This window comes from Stenotrophomonas chelatiphaga (assembly GCF_032054965.1).
GTDB lineage: Bacteria > Pseudomonadota > Gammaproteobacteria > Xanthomonadales > Xanthomonadaceae > Stenotrophomonas > Stenotrophomonas chelatiphaga.
The window spans coordinates 217,942-233,940 of sequence record NZ_DAMBRS010000001.1 but is presented as its reverse complement, the minus strand read 5'-3'; the positions used below and the strand labels follow the sequence as shown (position 1 = coordinate 233,940).

Genomic DNA, 15,999 nt, shown 5'->3' with positions numbered 1-15,999 from the left:
GCATGCACGTCGCAATCAATAGCACGTGGGTTGCGGTTCATCGTTCCGGATATGAAACAAATATCCGAACGACCCTGATCATCGTTGCGGATTTGAGCAGAACGCAGCGTAGTCGATGTAGCCGGGGAAGGCCTGACCGGGCGCGCAGACGGCGCAGTGGGGATCCGGCGACAGCCGGGTTTCGCGGAAGCGCATGGACAGCGCATCGAAGCGCAACAGCCGGCCGGTCAGCGGTTCGCCGATGCCCAGCAGCAGCTTCAGCACTTCGGTGGCCTGCAGCACGCCGGCCAGCCCGGGCAGCGCGCCCAGTACCCCGGCTTCGGCGCAGTTGGGCGCGAATTCCGGCGGCGGGGGCTGCGGGAACAGGCAGCGGTAGCACGGCGCCACGCCACGCTGGCGACCGGCATCGAACACACTCACCTGGCCGTCGAAACGTTCGATGGCCGCATACACCAGCGGCGTGGCGTGCTTGATGCACGCATCATTGAGCAGGTAGCGCAGCGGGAAATTGTCCGAACCGTCCAGCACCACGTCCACGCCGTCCATCAAGGCGTCGATGTTGGCCGACGTCGCGCGTTCGGCGATGGCTTCGATGGCGATGGAAGGGTTCAACGCCAGCAGGCGCTCGCGCGCCGAATCGACCTTGTACTGGCCGACGCTGGCGTCGGTGTGCACGATCTGCCGGTGCAGGTTGCTGCGCTCCACGCGGTCATCGTCGACGAAGCGCAGCTGCCCTACCCCGGCGGCGGCCAGGTAGAAACCGGCTGGCGAGCCCAGGCCGCCGGCGCCCAGCACCAGCACGCGCGAACGCTGCAGCAGGCGCTGGCCATCCACGCCGACCTGCGGCAGCAGCAGGTGGCGGGAATAGCGGTCATGGAAATCGCGGTCTTCGGCGCTGCCGGCTGGCTGCACCAGCGGCAGCTGCTGCAGGCGCCAGGCGACGGTGCCGCCGGCCACCGAGGCGACCTGCGCGTAGCCTGCGGCGTGCAGGAACTGCGCGGCATCGGCAGAGCGCCTGCCGGTCTGGCAGATCAGCAGGATGTCCTGTTCCCGACGTGGCAGGTGGGTTGCCGGGGCCGCCTGCAGATCGGCCAGGGCGATGCCGCGCGCGCCTTCGGCCATGCCGCCGGCGCGCTCGTGCGGCTCGCGCACGTCGATCAGTACGGCGCCTTCGGAAAGGCGCTGCAGGGCGAGTTCTGGAGTGATTTCAGGAATGCGCATGGCCGCATTATCGGCCATGGACGCCGGATGCGGTCGCAGCGCCGAGCCATGCTCGGCGGAATCCTGCCGCGCACCGCCCGCTGCGCTCGCCGACCAAGGGTCGGCGCTACCCCTCGTCGCGAACGGGCCTCAGCGGCCCTTGACGTGCTTCATCAGGCGGCGCTTGGCCTTGACCTGGCGTTCGGTCAGCGGGTTCTTCTTGCCTTCGTACGGGTTGGACCCTTCGCGGAAGATGAACTGCACCGGGGTGCCGACCAGCTTGAAGCGCTTGCGGAAGAAGTTTTCCAGATAGCGCTTGTAGGTCTCCGACAGTTCCTTCAGGCGCGTGCCGTGCACGATGAAGGTCGGCGGATTGGCGCCGCCCGGATGCACGTAGCGCAGCTTGGACACATGGCCCCGGATGGTCGGCGGCGGATTGGCGGTGTAGGCCATTTCCAGTGCCTGGTTCACTTCGCTGGTGCTGAACTGGTGGTTGGCCGAGTCATGCGCGCGGTGGATCGCGCTGAACAGCTCACGCAGGCCGGAGCCGTGCATCGCCGAGATGCGCACCGATTCCGCCCACGGTACGAAGCCCAGGCGCAACGACAGCTGGGTCTCTGCCTGCTCGCGCTGGTAATCGGTCAGCCCGTCCCACTTGTTGATCGCGATGACCAGCGCGCGGCCGGCATCCAGCACCGCGCCCAGAACGGTCGCGTCCTGGTCGGTCACGCCTTCATGCGCGTCCAGCATCAGCACCGCGACCTGGCACTGTTCGATGGCCTGCATGGTCTTGACGACCGAGAACTTTTCCACGGCTTCGTCGACCCGACCACGACGGCGCAGGCCGGCGGTGTCGATGAGGCGGTAATCGCGACCTTCGCGTTCCAGGTCCACCGAGATCGAATCACGCGTGGTGCCCGGCACTTCCGAGGCGATCATCCGCTCCTCGCCGAGGATGCGGTTGACCAGCGTGGACTTGCCCACGTTGGGACGGCCGACGAAGGCGATGCGCACCCGGTTCGGGTCGTTGTCCATCTCTTCGGCGCTGCCCTCTTCGGGCAGCCGCTCGACGATTTCCTCGAGCAGGTCGTCCAGACCCTGGCGATGGGCCGCCGAGACGGTCAGCATTTCGCTGAAGCCGTAGCGCGAGAACTCCGCGCGCACGGTGTGCTCGTCGGTGCCGTCGATTTTGTTGATCAGCAACACCTTCGGCTGCTGCTGCTTGCGCAGCCAGGCCAGGATGTCATCGTCCAGCGCAGAGGTGCCATCGCGTGCATCGACCACGAAGACGATCAGATCGGCTTCTTCGGCGGCGGCACGGGCCTGGCGCGCGGTGGCGCCGGCCAGGCCTTCTTCTTGTTCGGCGATGCCGCCGGTGTCCACGATCAGGAAGTGATTGTCCTCGTCCAGGCGACAGACACCGTAGTTGCGGTCACGGGTCACGCCGGGCTGGTCATGGACCAGCGCGTCGCGGGTGCGCGTGAGCGCATTGAAGATTGTGGACTTGCCGACATTCGGCCGTCCGACCAGGGCGACCAGGGGCAGCATCGCGTTTACTCCGTAATTAATTGGCCAACCGGAAAGCGGTCAGCTTGCCTTCGATGTTCTGCACCAGCAGGACCCCGTCGGCGACTATCGGTTGGGCCTTGACGGTCCCGCCGGTCTTTGCCCGGGCGGCCATCGCGCCATCGGACTGTTGCAGCCAGTGAACGTAGCCGTCGAAATCCCCGACGACCACGTAATCGCCCTGCAGCGCCGGGCCGGTCAGCTGGCGCCGGGCCAGGCCGGTCTGCGACCAGCTGGCCGCACCGCTCTGCTTGTCCAGGCCGAACACGCCGCCCTGGTTGTCGGTGACGATCACATAGGACGAAGACAGCGTGACGCCGCCTGCTCCACCGTGGTCGCGCGTCCACAACGGACGCCCGGTCGGACCTTCGATGGCGATGGTCTGGTTCTTGAAGCTGCTGGCATACAGCGTGCTGCCTTCCAGCACCGGAGCGCCGTCGACATCGGCCATGCGATCCAGTTCGGTGCGCCCTTCCGGGTTGCCGACCACCTGGTCCCACAGCGTGCGTCCATCGGCAGCGCCCAGCGCGGCCAGGGTGCCGTCATCGTTGCCGACGAACACCACGCCCGGGCCCTGCACCACCGGCGCGTTGCCACGCACGGTCAGCATCGGCAGTTCGCGCGGGTTGAACCAGCGCTGGGTGCCGTTGGTCGCGTCGAAGGAGGTGATGCGGCCATCGTTGCTGCGCACGAACACCATGCCCTGGCCGACGGCCGGGGCGGAAATCACTTCGCCGGGAACCTTGGCGCGCCACTTTTCAGTGCCGTCAGCGGCATCCAGCGCGATCACCTGGCCGTCCAGCGTGCCGATCACCACCAGGCCGTCACCCACGCCCGGACCACCGGAAAGGCGCAGCTTGGGCTTCTTCTTTTCCTTGGCCGGCTCATACGTCCAGACCTTCTTGCCGGTCTGCAGGTCGATGGCATGCACGCCGCCGGTGATGGCAGCGGCAAACACGCGGCCGTCGGCCACTGCCGGGCCCTGGCGGACGCCGATGCGCTCTTCGCCCTTGCCCAGGTTGACCGTCCACAGCTTGTCGACCTTGACGGTGGCGTCGAACTTCACCAGTTCCACCGGCTCCTGCAACTTCTTGGCTTCAGCGTCCTTGCCGGCGAACCAGCCCTTGACCGTGCTGCAACCGGACAGCGCCATGCCGAGCATGGCAACCGTGGCAACCCGCTTGAGGATGACCATCTGACTCATTAAACCGACTCCTCAGTCGCCGCGACGGTGCCGCCGGCGTCCATCAACTTGGTTTCCAGCAGGCGCCGCTGCGGCGCTGCCACGTCCAGCGTCTTCAGCGCTTTCTCATACTGCCCACGCGCTTCGTCGCGCTTGCCGGCGGCGATGAGGGCATCGCCGTGGATTTCCAGCGACGCCGGGTCGGTGGCGCTGCCCAGCAGGGTGATCGCTTCGCTGCCCTTGCCGGTGGCCACCAGCAGGCGCGCGATGCGCTGGTCGACGACATGCTTGAGGTCGCCTTCCACGGTCACCGCGCGCAGGGTAGCCAGCGCGTCATCGTTCTTGCCCGCTTCCACCTGCGCCTTGGCCAGCTGCAGCGCAGCCAGTTCGGAATAGATGTTGGACGGACCGGCGTCGAGCGCCTTGACCGCCTTGCCGGCGTCGTCGAGCTTGTTTTCCTGGATGCCCTGGAGCACTTTCTGGTATTCGACGTTGGCCGAAGCCAGCTTGTTGCCGTGCTCCTGCTGCCAATAGCCCCAGCCCCAGATCGCACCGACGGCAATCGCCACGCCGCCGATGATGCTCAGGCCATTCTTCCGCAGCCAGGTGCGGACGCGTTCACTTTGTTCGTGCTCGTCGAGCAGGTCGTCGATCGCCATGCGTACTCTCGCCCTACCCGAGCCGGAGGCAAGCTCGCCGGGGAGGACTGTTCAATGGGTTGTGGATTCCAGCCCGGGCCTCAGTTTGAAACCGGGACCACGGAGCCTTCAGAGGATACCGTAAAGCGTGCGACGTTGGCTCGCCGATACGGGCCAAGATCGATGATGGCGCCGTTCTGCTGAACCTGCACCTGCGCGGCGTTGCCCAGCACCACCCGGCCCACCTGGCCCGGCGTGAAGCTGCGCGACTGGCCGGCCTGGACCAGCGCCTTTTCCACCGTGGAGCCGTCCGGCGCGGTGATTTCAATCCAGCTGTCACCGCTGAACTGGAGGCCTAGCGCGCCCTTGCCAGCGGCCGGTTCAGTGGCCACGGCAGGACGCGGTACCGGCGTCAGCGAGGCCATGTAGGGCTGGGTTGCCGGCCTGGCCGGCGCGGCGGCCGGGGTGGCCACGCGGGGGGCATCGTCGTCGTTGCGCGGCGGAGCCACTGCCACGGTCGCCGGAATCACATCCAGCGACGCGGTGCTCGGGCCCTGCCCGTCCGCATCCAGGTGGCTGCGGGTGGCGAACCACACCGGCACCGCCAACGCGGCGGTGATGCCCACGTACAGCAGGCGGCGACCGATGCTTTCGGCGATGCGGCGTGCACGCGGGGTATGGGTGTGGCTGACCAGGGTCGGCGGCACGATCGGGCCGACCTGCGCCTGTTCCAGCACCTCGCCGACATCCACCCCCAGCAGCCGCGCATAGCTGCGCAGCTGGCCACGGACGAACACCGGCGCGCCGAGGCGCTGCCATTGCTCTTCTTCCAGCGAACGCACCACCTGCGCCGGCATGTGCAGGCGCTGGGCCACATCGTCAAGCGTCAGTCCTGCCGCTTCACGGGCCTGGCGGAGGCGTTGGCCACAGCCGGCTGCCGTCTCGAAAGCGTTCACGGTCTGGTTGTCAGTCACAGTGCTTCAACCCTTGGAATTGAGGTCCGCATCCTGCGGAAATTCCTGTCGAATCCGCTGCTGGTAGCGCTCAGCTGCTCGCTGATCACCCAGTCGCGTCTCTATTTGCGACGCCAGTTGTAACACGGAACGCGTTGGCGGTGCAGCCGCGAGCCGGCGCTCGGAGAACGCGCGGGCTTCCATGTAACGGCCATCGTCGAAGGAAAGCTGGGCCATGGCATCCAATGCCTGGGCATCACGCGGGTCCTGCGCGAGCGCCGCGCGCAGGTAGCGTTCGGCCACGACCGGCTGCCTGGCGCGCAGCGCGCAGGCGCCGGCGTTGGACAACGCGACGCCGGGGCTGGCGTAACCCGGCGCTGCGATGGCGCGCTCGAACATGCCCAGCGATGCCTGGGCATCACCGTGCTGGCACATCCAGGCCGCGTAGTTGTTCAGCACGTCGCCGCGCTCCGGGGCCTGTGCAACGGCCCGCTGCAGCAGTTCACCGGCACGCGGACCCTCACCGCGACGGTCGGCGATGGCGGCCAGCAGCAGCAGCGCGTCGGGACGCTCGGGAATGAGTTTCTGCGCGGCACGCGCACGTTTTTCCGCCGACGCCAGGTTGCCGCTGCCGAAGTCCGACCCGGCCAGCGTCAGCTGGCTCTGGTACTGGTGCAGCTTGCGGATGCGGCCGTCATCCTGGGCCACGTAGGTGGGCGCCACCGCCAGCTGCGCCTTGGGCAGCTTGACGCCCTTGGAACCGCTGTTGCAGGCGCTCAGCGCGATCACGCAGAGCGCAACGAAGGCAAGGGACAGCGGGCGGTCAGGCCGCCGCATCACGTCCGGCCCCATCCTTGAGCGACTCGTTGAGGATCTTGTTGAACTCGGCCTGGCGGCGGGTGCGGTCCATCACCTGCCCCTTCAGCTGGCCACACGCCGCATCGATGTCATCACCGCGCGTGCGACGCACCATGGTCAGCACGTTGCTGTCCAGCAGGATGGTCTGGAAGGCGCGGATCTGGACCTCGTCCGAACGCTCGTAGCGGGTGCCCGGGAACGGGTTGAACGGGATCAGGTTGATCTTGCCCGAGCCCTTGGCCTGCACGGCGTTGTCGAACTGGCGCATCAGCCGGGCCAGCGCACGGGCGTGCTCGGGCTGGTCGTTGATGCCCTTCATCAGGGTGTATTCGAAGGTCACCGATTCGCGGCGCTTGTTGGCGCGCAGGTAGCGCGCGCAGGACGCCATCAGATCGGCGATCGGGTATTTCTTGTTGAGCGGCACCAGGGTCTCGCGCAGCTCATCGGTCGGGGCATGCAGCGAAACGGCCAGCGACACATCGCTTTCGGTGGACAGCCGGTCGATCTGCGGCACCAGGCCGGAGGTGGACAGGGTCACGCGCTTGTTGGCCAGGCCGTAGCCCAGGTCATCACGCATCACGCTCATGGCGCGCACGACGTTGTCGAAGTTCATCAGCGGCTCGCCCATGCCCATCATCACCACGTTGGTGAGGCGACGCTGCTTGTGCGGGATGTTGCCCAGGTGGCGCGCGGCCACCCACACCTGGCCGATGATCTCGGCGGTGGACAGGTTGCGGTTGAAGCCCTGCGTGGCGGTCGAACAGAAGGTGCAGTTCAGCGCGCAGCCGACCTGCGAGGACACGCACAGCGTGCCGCGGTTCTTGTCCGGGATGTACACCGCCTCGATGGCGTTCTTGCCATCGGTGCCCATCGCCAGCAGCCACTTGTGGGTGCCGTCGGCGGACGGTTTTTCGAACACGATGTTCGGGACGAGGACCTCGGCATGTTCCTGCAGCTTGGCGCGCAGGTTCTTGCCGAGGTCGGTCATCTCATCGAAGTCGGTGACGTAGTGATGGTGGATCCACTTCATCACCTGATGGGCCCGGAACTTCTGTTCGCCCAGTTTTTCGACGAAAAAGCGCTCCAGGCCCGCGCGATCGAGGTCGAGCAGGTTCTGCTTGCCAGCCGTGGGTGCCGACTTCGGCAGCGGCTGGATGGCGGGTGTCTGTACGACCTCGTTCACGTCGACCTCTTAGCGGGAGACCACTTCGGTAGCGGCAAAGAAATAGGCGATTTCGTTGGTGGCGTTCTCGACCGAGTCCGAGCCGTGGGCGGCGTTGGCATCGATGGATTCAGCGAAATCGGCGCGGATGGTGCCCGGCGCAGCTTCCTTCGGATTGGTGGCACCGAGCAGGTCACGGTGGGCCAGCACGGCGTTCTCGCCTTCCAGGGCCTGGATCATCACCGGACCGGAGATCATGAACTCGACCAGTGCGTTGAAGAACGGACGCTCGCGGTGCACGGCGTAGAAGCCTTCGGCTTCACGGCGCGACAGCTGCTTGTACTTGGCGGCAACGACCTTCAGGCCAGCCTTCTCGAAGCGGGCGTAGATTTCACCGATGACGTTCTTGGCAACGGCGTCCGGCTTGATGATCGAAAGGGTGCGCTCCAGCGCCATGGTGGTATCTCCGAAAGTCCGGGCCACTCAAGGCCCGAGGGTAACATGAAAAAAACCCGCGTCAAAACGCGGGCTTAGCCTGATAAACGTGCGCGGATTGTAACGCCTCGCTCCCTTCCACGGTAGCCCCGGCCATTCATGTAAGGGACGTGGATGAACGGTGGCCTCGGCATGCTGCGGTGCACAATGCACTGATCCGTGGCCGGGTCTAGTATCAAACAATCGTTTGATTGAACCTGCCCCGCCCCATGGCCAAACCCGCCCACTTCTCCACCAAGGACCGCATTCTCGGCGCTGCCGAGGAGCTGTTCGCGCTGCATGGCTTTGCCGGGACCTCGTTGCGCCAGGTGACCACCCAGGCGGACGTGAACATCGCGGCGGTCAACTACCACTTCGGCTCCAAGGAAAACCTGGTCAACGAGGTGTTCCGCCGTCGCATGGACGAGATGACCGCCGCGCGCATGGGCCAGCTGGAAAAAGCCCTCGGCAACCACCCCGGTGAGCTGCGGCCGGTGCTGGCCGCCTTCGTCGAACCGGCGCTGGCGATGGCCCAGGACCGGCAGAGCGGCGGCGCCTTCGTGCGGGTGATCGCCCGCGCCTACGCCGAGAAGAACGACAACCTGCGCCGCTTCCTCTCCGACCACTACGGCCACGTGCTGCGCGATTTCGGCCGCGCCATCGCCACCTGCGTGCCGGGCCTGAGCAAGGAAGAGCTGTACTGGCGGCTGGACTTCCTGGCCGGCTCGCTGACCTACGCCATGGCCGACTTCGGCCTGATCAAGCGTCCCGCCGGTGTCACCGAAGAAGCCCATCGTGCACAGGCCGCCCAGGAACTCATCCACTTCGCCGAGGCCGGTTTCCGCGCCGCGGCACGCAGCGAAGGCAGCCCCACGCCTTCGACCCCTGCTCCCTCCCTTTCCACCCAGTAACTGCTGACCAACCAAGGCTTATCGACATGTCCAATTCCCTGCCAGTCCGCCGCGCCGCCGTGCTGGGTGCCGGCGTCATGGGTGCCCAGATCGCCGCCCACCTGACCAATGCCGGTGTCGACACCGTGCTGTTCGACCTGCCCGCCAAGGAAGGTCCCGCCGACGGCGTGGTGATCAAGGCGATCGCCAACCTGACCAAGCTGAGCCCGGCCCCGCTGGCCAGCAAGTCCTACGCCGAATCGATCACCCCGGCCAACTACGAGACCGGCCTGGAACAGCTGCGCGACTGCGACCTGATCATCGAGGCCATCGCCGAGCGCATGGACTGGAAGCAGGACCTGTACAAGAAGATCGCCCCGTTCGTGGCCGACCACGCCGTGCTGGCCTCCAACACCTCGGGCCTGGGCATCAACAAGCTGGCCGACGTGCTGCCCGAACAGCTGCGCCACCGCTTCTGCGGCGTGCATTTCTTCAACCCGCCGCGCTACATGCACCTGGCCGAGCTGATCCCGGCCACCACCACCGATGCGTCCGTGCTGGAAGCCCTGGAAGCGTTCCTGGTCACCACCCTGGGCAAGGGCGTGGTGTATGCCAAGGACACCCCGAACTTCATCGGCAACCGCATCGGCGTGTTCTCGATCCTGTCCACCATCCACCACACCCAGGAATTCGGCCTGGGCTTCGACGAAGTCGATGGCTTGACCGGCCCGCTGGTCGGCCGCCCGAAGTCGGCGACCTACCGCACCTCCGACGTGGTCGGCCTGGACACCATGGCGCACGTGATCAAGACCATGGGCGATACCCTGCCCAACGATCCGTGGCATGAGTTCCTCAAGTCGCCGAAGTGGCTGGACGCGCTGATTGCCAAGGGCGCGCTGGGCCAGAAGACCGGCGCCGGCATCTTCCGCAAGGTCGGCAAGGACATCATGGTGCTGGACCTGGAAAAGCAGGACTACCGTCCGGCTGACCGCGCCGCTGCGCCGGAAGTGGTCGAGATCCTGAAGATCAGGAACCCGGCCGAGAAGTTCGCCAAGCTGCGCGAGAGCCAGCACCCGCAGGCGCAGTTCCTGTGGGCGACCTTCCGCGACCTGTTCCACTACAGCGCCTACCACCTGGCCGACATCGCCGAGACCGCGCGCGACGTCGACCTGGCCATCCGCTGGGGCTACGGCTGGTCGCTGGGCCCGTTCGAAACCTGGCAGGCTGCCGGCTGGAAGCAGGTCGCGCAGTGGATCGCCGATGACATCGTCGCCGGCAAGAGCATGAGCAACGCGCCGCTGCCGGACTGGGTGTTCGATGGCCGCGACGGCGTGCATGCCGCCGAGGGCAGCTACAGCCCGTCGCGCAATGCCAAGCTGCCGCGCTCGGCGCTGCCGGTGTACCAGCGCCAGCGCTTCCCGGATCCGCTGCTGGGCGAGACGTTCGCCCCAGGCGAAACCGTGTTCGAGAACGACGGCGTGCGCATGTGGCACGACGGCGACGGCATCGCGGTGGTCAGCTTCAAGACCAAGATGAACACCGTCTCCGACCATGTGCTCGATGGCCTGCAGGAAGCGATCAAGCGCGCCGAGCAGGGCTTCCAGGGCCTGGTGATCTGGCAGCAGAAGGAACCCTTCTCCGCCGGTGCCGACCTGGCCGGTGCACTGGGCCTGCTGCAGGCCGGCAAGGTCGAGCAGTTCGAAGAGATGGTGCACAACTTCCAGCGCACCAGCCAGGCGATCAAGTATTCGCTGGTGCCGGTGGTGACCGCGGTGCGCGGGCTGGCGCTGGGCGGTGGCTGCGAGTTCCAGATGCACAGCGCCAAGAGCGTGGCATCGCTGGAAAGCTACATCGGCCTGGTCGAAGCCGGCGTCGGCCTGCTGCCGGCCGGTGGTGGGCTGAAGGAACTGGCGGTGCGTGCCTCGCAGGCCGCTGGCCCGGGCGGGGACGTGTTCGCCGAACTGAAGAAGACCTTCGAAACCGTGGCCATGGCCAAGGTCTCCAATTCGGCCGTCAACGCACAGGAGCTGGGCCTGATGCGCGCCACCGACAAGGTGGTGTTCAACAGCTACGAGGCCCTGTACATCGCCAAGGCCGAAGTGCGCGCACTGGCCGAAGGCGGCTACCGTCCGCCGATGCCGGCGCGCCGCATCCAGGTCGCCGGTGACGTGGGTATCGCCACCTTCAAGATGATGCTGGTCAACATGCTGGAAGGCCGCTTCATCAGCCCGTACGACTACGAAATCGCCGTGCGCATCGCCACCGTGCTGTGCGGCGGCGAAGTGGATCGCGGCACGCTGGTGGACGAAGAGTGGCTGCTGACCCTGGAGCGCAAGCACTTCGTCGAACTGGCCCAGCAGGAAAAGACCCAGGCCCGCATCGCGCACATGCTGAAGACCGGCAAGCCGCTGCGGAACTGACGGAAGACATCGGTAGTGCCGGCCGCTGGCCGGCAACCTCTTCCAACCCCTATTCGAGAGATCACTGCAATGACCAAGCAAATCCAGGACGCCTACATCGTCGCCGCCACCCGTACCCCGGTCGGCAAGGCGCCCAAGGGCGTGTTCCGCAACACCCGACCCGATGACATGCTGGCCCACGTGCTGCGCAGCGTCGTCGCGCAGGCCCCCGGCATCGACGTCAACCGCATCGATGACGCGATCATCGGCTGCGCCATGCCGGAAGCCGAGCAGGGCATGAACGTGGCGCGCATCGGCGTGCTGCTGGCCGGCCTGCCGGACACCATCGCTGCGCAGACGGTCAACCGTTTCTGCTCGTCCGGCCTGCAGGCCGTGGCGATGGCCGCCGACCAGATCCGCCTCGGCAACGCCGACCTGATGCTGGCCGGTGGCACCGAGTCGATGTCGATGGTGCCGATGATGGGCAACAAGATCGCGATGGCACCGAGCGTGTTCGACAACGACCACGTCGCCATCGCCTACGGCATGGGCATCACCGCCGAGAAGGTTGCCGAAGAATGGAAGGTTTCGCGCGAGGAGCAGGATGCGTTTGCCCTGGCCTCGCACCAGAAGGCGATCGCCGCGATCCAGAACGGCGAGTTCAAGGACGAGATCAGCCCCTACGACGTGCGTACGCGCCAGCCTGACCTGGCCGACGGCCGTCGTATCATCACCCGCGACAAGATCGTCGACACCGACGAAGGCCCGCGCCTGGACTCATCCGCCGAAGGCCTGGCCAAGCTGCGCCCGGTGTTCCGCAACGGCCAGTTCGGCGGCACGGTCACGGCCGGCAACTCCTCGCAGATGAGTGATGGCGCCGGCGCGGTGCTGCTGGCTTCCGAGCAGGCGGTGAAGGACTACGGCCTGAAGCCGCTGGCCCGCTTCGTGAGCTTCTCGGTGGCCGGTGTGCGCCCGGAAGTGATGGGCATCGGCCCGATCGCCGCGATTCCGAAGGCGCTCAAGCAGGCCGGCCTGACCCAGGACCAGCTGGACTGGATCGAGCTCAACGAAGCCTTCGCCGCGCAGTCGCTGGCGGTGATCCGCGATTGCGGGCTGGATCCGTCCAAGGTCAACCCGCTGGGCGGTGCGATCGCGCTGGGCCATCCGCTGGGCGCGACCGGTGCTATCCGCACCGCGACCCTGCTGCACGGCCTGCGTCGTCGCCAGCAGAAGTACGGCATGGTGACGATGTGCATCGGCACCGGCATGGGTGCGGCGGGCATCTTCGAATCGCTGTAAGTCGGGGGTGTTGCCGGGGCTGCGCCCCGGCAGCCTGCTGGAGCCAGGGCAACGGCAACAGCCGCAGCCGCAGGGCTGTGTGTTTGGCGGGGCGGGGTGGGTTCGCGGGAATCGCCGTGAATCCATCCCTGGAGGCTCGCCATCCGCATCCATGCGGATGAGCGTTCCCGCGAACCCACCCCGCCCCGCCTTCGACAGGTCCTGGTTGCTCTGGTAGCGCCGAAGGCAGCGGCAGGAGCCGCTGCCAACGTTGCTTGCGACGGCCCGCAGGGTGCCTGTCAGGACGACCGGCATACCCATGGTCGGCGGATGGGGATGAAACATGAAAAGGGGGTCAGAGTCCTTTCGCTGCGCGAAAGGACTCTGACCCCCTTTTTTATTTCTTGCGTGGCTGGCGGCCACCGGACTATGTCAGGGGTCGGGCGGTGGGGCTGGGCGGGGGCGTTGAGCGCCATGGATGGCGCGAAACGAGGCCCGCATGGATGCAGCTTTTGCCGTCCCCCGACCAGCCCCACCGCCCGCCCCCCACCCCGCAGCGACAGCAACAAAGCCGCCAGCCACGAGGGGCCCAGCCGCTCGCCGGATCAATCGTCTTCGGCGAGCATTTCCTGCAGCTTCTGCCGCGCCGGCTTGGCCAGCTTCTTGCTGTTCAGCGCGAAACGGATGGTGGCTTCCACCAGGCCCAGATGTGTGCCGCAATCGAAGCGACGGCCCTCGAAACGGTAGGCATCCACCGGCTCGGTCTTCAGCAGTTCGGCAATCGCATCGGTCAGCTGGATCTCGCCGCCGGCACCGGTGCCGGTCGCTTCCAGCAGTTCGAAGATCTTCGGGCTCAGCACGTAGCGGCCGACCACGGCCAGGTCACTGGGCGCGTCGTCCGGCTTGGGCTTTTCCACGATGGCGGAAATGCGACCACGGTTGCCGTCGAACGTCTCGGTGGCGACGATGCCATAGCTGGCCGTCTGCTCGTGCGGCACATCTTCCACCGCGATCACGCTGGCACCGGTGGCCTCATTCAAGTCGGCCATCTGCTTCAGCGCGCTGTCGCCACGGTTGTAGATCAGGTCATCCGGCAGCAGCACCGCGAACGGTTCGTCGCCGATGATCTCTTTGGCGCACAGCACCGCATGACCGAGCCCCAGCGCTTCTGCCTGGGTGACGAATACCGCGCGCACGCCGTTGGGGAGCACGTGGCGGACCAGCTCCAGCTGTTCCAGCTTGCCGGCACGCTCGAGCTTCTGTTCCAGCTCATAGGCCTTGTCGAAGTAATCGGCGACGGCGTGCTTGTAACGGTTGGTGATGAAGATCAGGGTATCGCAACCGGCCTCGATGGCCTCATCGACGGCGTACTGGATAAGCGGACGATCAATGATCGGCAGCATTTCCTTCGGAACCGTCTTGGTTGCCGGCAAAAAGCGCGTCCCGAGCCCTGCCACTGGAAAAACTGCTTTTCTGATTCGCTTGCTCATCGATTACCTGTTGGCCTCACGTGCCGGGAAGGGCACTACGTTAGCGGATGGAATGTATGCATCCTGTTGAAGCGGATCGAACTCCGGCATGGTCGCGAATAGAATCTGCTGGATCGCATCGATATCGTAAGTGGTGATGGCGTCGCGCAGCTTCGGCACGTTGCCCAGCACCAGGTCGCGTGAGAACGTGCGCACCCCGGCTTCCAGCACCTTGGGGTGCGAAGTGGGACGGTAGTCCTCATCGGAATAGAACAGCGTCTCATGCAGCTTCTCGCCGGGACGCAGTCCGGTGTAGATGATCGCGATGTCCTTGTACGGCTGCTTGCCGGCAAGCCGGATCATCTGTTCGGCCAGCACGCGGATCGGCACCGGTTCGCCCATGTCCAGCGTGTAGATGGCGCCATGCGAGGCGGAGGCAGCCGCCTGCAGGATCAGCTGGCAGGCCTCGGGAATGGTCATGAAGTAACGCGTGACCTCCGGGTCGGTCACGGTGACCGGACCGCCCTTCATGATCTGGTCGCGGAACAACGGAACCACGCTGCCGGCCGATGCCAGCACATTGCCGAAGCGCACGGTCACGAAACGGGTATGCGTGGATTTCTGGTCCAGGCTCTGGCAGATCATCTCGGCATAGCGCTTGCTGGCGCCCAGCGAGTTGACCGGGTCAACGGCCTTGTCGGTGGAAATGAACACGAAGTGCTCCACCTTGGCCTCCATGCAGGCCCGGGCCACGTTTTCGGTGGCCAGGATGTTGTTGCGCACGGCCTCGCGCAGCTGGCGCTCCAGCACCGGAACCTGTTTGTAGGCCGCGGCATGGAAGGCCGCTTCGATGCGGTGCAACGACAGCGCGTGGCGGATCACCGCCGGGTCGCCGCAGTCGCCCAGCACCGCCTCCACTTCGATATCAGGGAAGCTGCGGCACAATTCGGCTTCGATGGTCAGCAGCAGCAGCTCGCTCATTTCCAGCAGGACGATGCGCCCTGCCCCGTGCCGGGCGCACTGCCGGCAGAGTTCCGAACCGATCGAACCGCCGGCGCCAGTGACCAGCACCGTACGCCCGCCCAGCCAGTTGCGGATCAGCGACCAGTCCGGCTGGATCGGCTTGCGGCCGAGCAGGTCCTCGATCGCCACCTCCTTCAGCTGGCCCGGCAGCGACTGGCCCTGCAGGATGTCCGTCAGCTTGGGCACGGTGCGGAACGGCACGCCGGTGCTCTCGCACAGCCCGACCACGCGCTGCATGCCAACTGCATCCAGCGACGGAATGGCGATGACGATCAGTTTGGCGGAGGTTTCGCGGGCGACGGCAGCGGCATCGTCCAGCGTGCCGAGGATCGGAAGGCCCTGCAGCTTGGCGCCCTGCAGGTGCGGGGCGTCGTCGAGCAGGCCGACCGGGTCGAATTCGCCTGAACGGCGCAGGTCACGGACCAGCGCCTCGGCCGCCTGACCAGCACCGAGGATCAGCACGCGCCGGCCGCTGGTGTCGGACTGGACCGACTGGTAATCCTTCCAGGCCCGGTACAGGAGCCGCGGGGCACCCAGCAGCGCAGACAGCGCAAAGGGATAGATGACCAGCACCGACATCGGCACGCCGTCGAAGCGCTTCCACATCAGGGTCAGGACAATGGCCACCAGACCGATGAAACTGGCCTTGAAGATGTTGATCAGGTCGGCAACGCTGGCGAACCGCCACAGGCCGCGATACAGGCCGACGCGCCAGAACACCAGCGCCTGGATGCCCAGCACCAGCGAGGTGTCGACATTCCAGAGCGGCAACGCGGGGGCGTCGGGCAGGATGGAGTAACGACCGGCATGCAGCAGCTGCCAGCACGCCCACACCATGAACAGATCATGGACGACGATGGCCGCGCGGGGCACCAACGCGATTATTCGATTCCACCGAGCTGACAT

13 protein-coding genes are annotated in these 15,999 nt (G+C 66.2%); 3 read left to right on the top strand and 10 right to left on the bottom strand.

Features of this window, described 5'->3' with window-relative positions; genetic code table 11:
- Positions 1-78 precede the first annotated feature (78 nt).
- The 8 genes from moeB to ndk all read right to left on the bottom strand — a co-directional run bounded on the left by moeB (position 79) and on the right by ndk (position 8,016).
- Positions 79-1,221, bottom strand: a complete 1,143-nt coding sequence (gene moeB, locus RTX79_RS01235) for a molybdopterin-synthase adenylyltransferase MoeB (RefSeq protein WP_312681178.1) — start codon at positions 1,219-1,221, stop codon at positions 79-81.
- A gap of 129 nt (positions 1,222-1,350) precedes the next feature.
- Positions 1,351-2,748 carry a ribosome biogenesis GTPase Der gene (gene der, locus RTX79_RS01230; protein WP_057506702.1) on the bottom strand — a complete coding sequence of 466 codons (1,398 nt, stop codon included), beginning with the start codon at positions 2,746-2,748 and terminating at the stop codon, positions 1,351-1,353.
- Between the two features lie 16 nt (positions 2,749-2,764).
- On the bottom strand, positions 2,765-3,970 hold the full coding sequence (bamB, locus tag RTX79_RS01225) for an outer membrane protein assembly factor BamB (protein WP_057506701.1): 1,206 nt from the start codon (positions 3,968-3,970) through the stop codon (positions 2,765-2,767).
- A complete protein-coding gene (locus tag RTX79_RS01220; protein WP_057506700.1) occupies positions 3,970-4,608 on the bottom strand; it encodes a YfgM family protein in 639 nt (212 codons plus the stop codon). The genes bamB and RTX79_RS01220 overlap by 1 nt, the downstream gene beginning before the upstream one ends.
- Positions 4,609-4,688: 80 nt before the next feature.
- A complete protein-coding gene (locus RTX79_RS01215; protein ID WP_312681174.1) occupies positions 4,689-5,561 on the bottom strand; it encodes a RodZ domain-containing protein in 873 nt (290 codons plus the stop codon).
- A 6-nt stretch (positions 5,562-5,567) separates the two neighbouring features.
- Positions 5,568-6,377 carry a type IV pilus biogenesis/stability protein PilW gene (locus RTX79_RS01210; RefSeq protein ID WP_312681173.1) on the bottom strand — a complete coding sequence of 270 codons (810 nt, stop codon included), beginning with the start codon at positions 6,375-6,377 and terminating at the stop codon, positions 5,568-5,570.
- On the bottom strand, positions 6,364-7,581 hold the full coding sequence (rlmN, locus tag RTX79_RS01205) for a 23S rRNA (adenine(2503)-C(2))-methyltransferase RlmN (RefSeq protein ID WP_057506697.1): 1,218 nt from the start codon (positions 7,579-7,581) through the stop codon (positions 6,364-6,366). Before rlmN ends, RTX79_RS01210 begins: the two co-directional genes overlap by 14 nt.
- 9 nt (positions 7,582-7,590) lie before the next feature.
- Positions 7,591-8,016 (bottom strand): nucleoside-diphosphate kinase, encoded by a 426-nt coding sequence (gene ndk / locus RTX79_RS01200; protein WP_042615376.1) that lies wholly within the window; start codon positions 8,014-8,016, stop codon positions 7,591-7,593.
- A gap of 248 nt (positions 8,017-8,264) precedes the next feature.
- On the opposite strand from ndk, the gene RTX79_RS01195 reads away from it, so the two are divergent.
- The 3 genes from RTX79_RS01195 to RTX79_RS01185 all read left to right on the top strand — a co-directional run bounded on the left by RTX79_RS01195 (position 8,265) and on the right by RTX79_RS01185 (position 12,622).
- Positions 8,265-8,945, top strand: a complete 681-nt coding sequence (locus RTX79_RS01195) for a TetR/AcrR family transcriptional regulator (RefSeq protein WP_309686214.1) — start codon at positions 8,265-8,267, stop codon at positions 8,943-8,945.
- Between the two features lie 26 nt (positions 8,946-8,971).
- The gene (locus tag RTX79_RS01190; RefSeq protein ID WP_312681169.1) at positions 8,972-11,344 is read left to right on the top strand and encodes a 3-hydroxyacyl-CoA dehydrogenase/enoyl-CoA hydratase family protein; all 2,373 of its coding nucleotides are present in this window, start codon (positions 8,972-8,974) and stop codon (positions 11,342-11,344) included.
- A gap of 69 nt (positions 11,345-11,413) precedes the next feature.
- Positions 11,414-12,622 (top strand): acetyl-CoA C-acyltransferase, encoded by a 1,209-nt coding sequence (locus RTX79_RS01185; protein ID WP_057506694.1) that lies wholly within the window; start codon positions 11,414-11,416, stop codon positions 12,620-12,622.
- Positions 12,623-13,206: 584 nt separating this feature from the next.
- Here the strand turns inward: RTX79_RS01185 and galU are convergent.
- Both galU and RTX79_RS01175 read right to left on the bottom strand, forming a co-directional pair.
- Complete coding sequence (gene galU / locus RTX79_RS01180; protein ID WP_309686221.1) at positions 13,207-14,091, bottom strand: UTP--glucose-1-phosphate uridylyltransferase GalU; 885 nt, start codon at positions 14,089-14,091, stop codon at positions 13,207-13,209.
- Positions 14,092-14,094: 3 nt separating this feature from the next.
- Positions 14,095-15,999, bottom strand: coding sequence for a polysaccharide biosynthesis protein (locus tag RTX79_RS01175; RefSeq protein WP_309686225.1), 1,905 nt, complete (start codon positions 15,997-15,999; stop codon positions 14,095-14,097).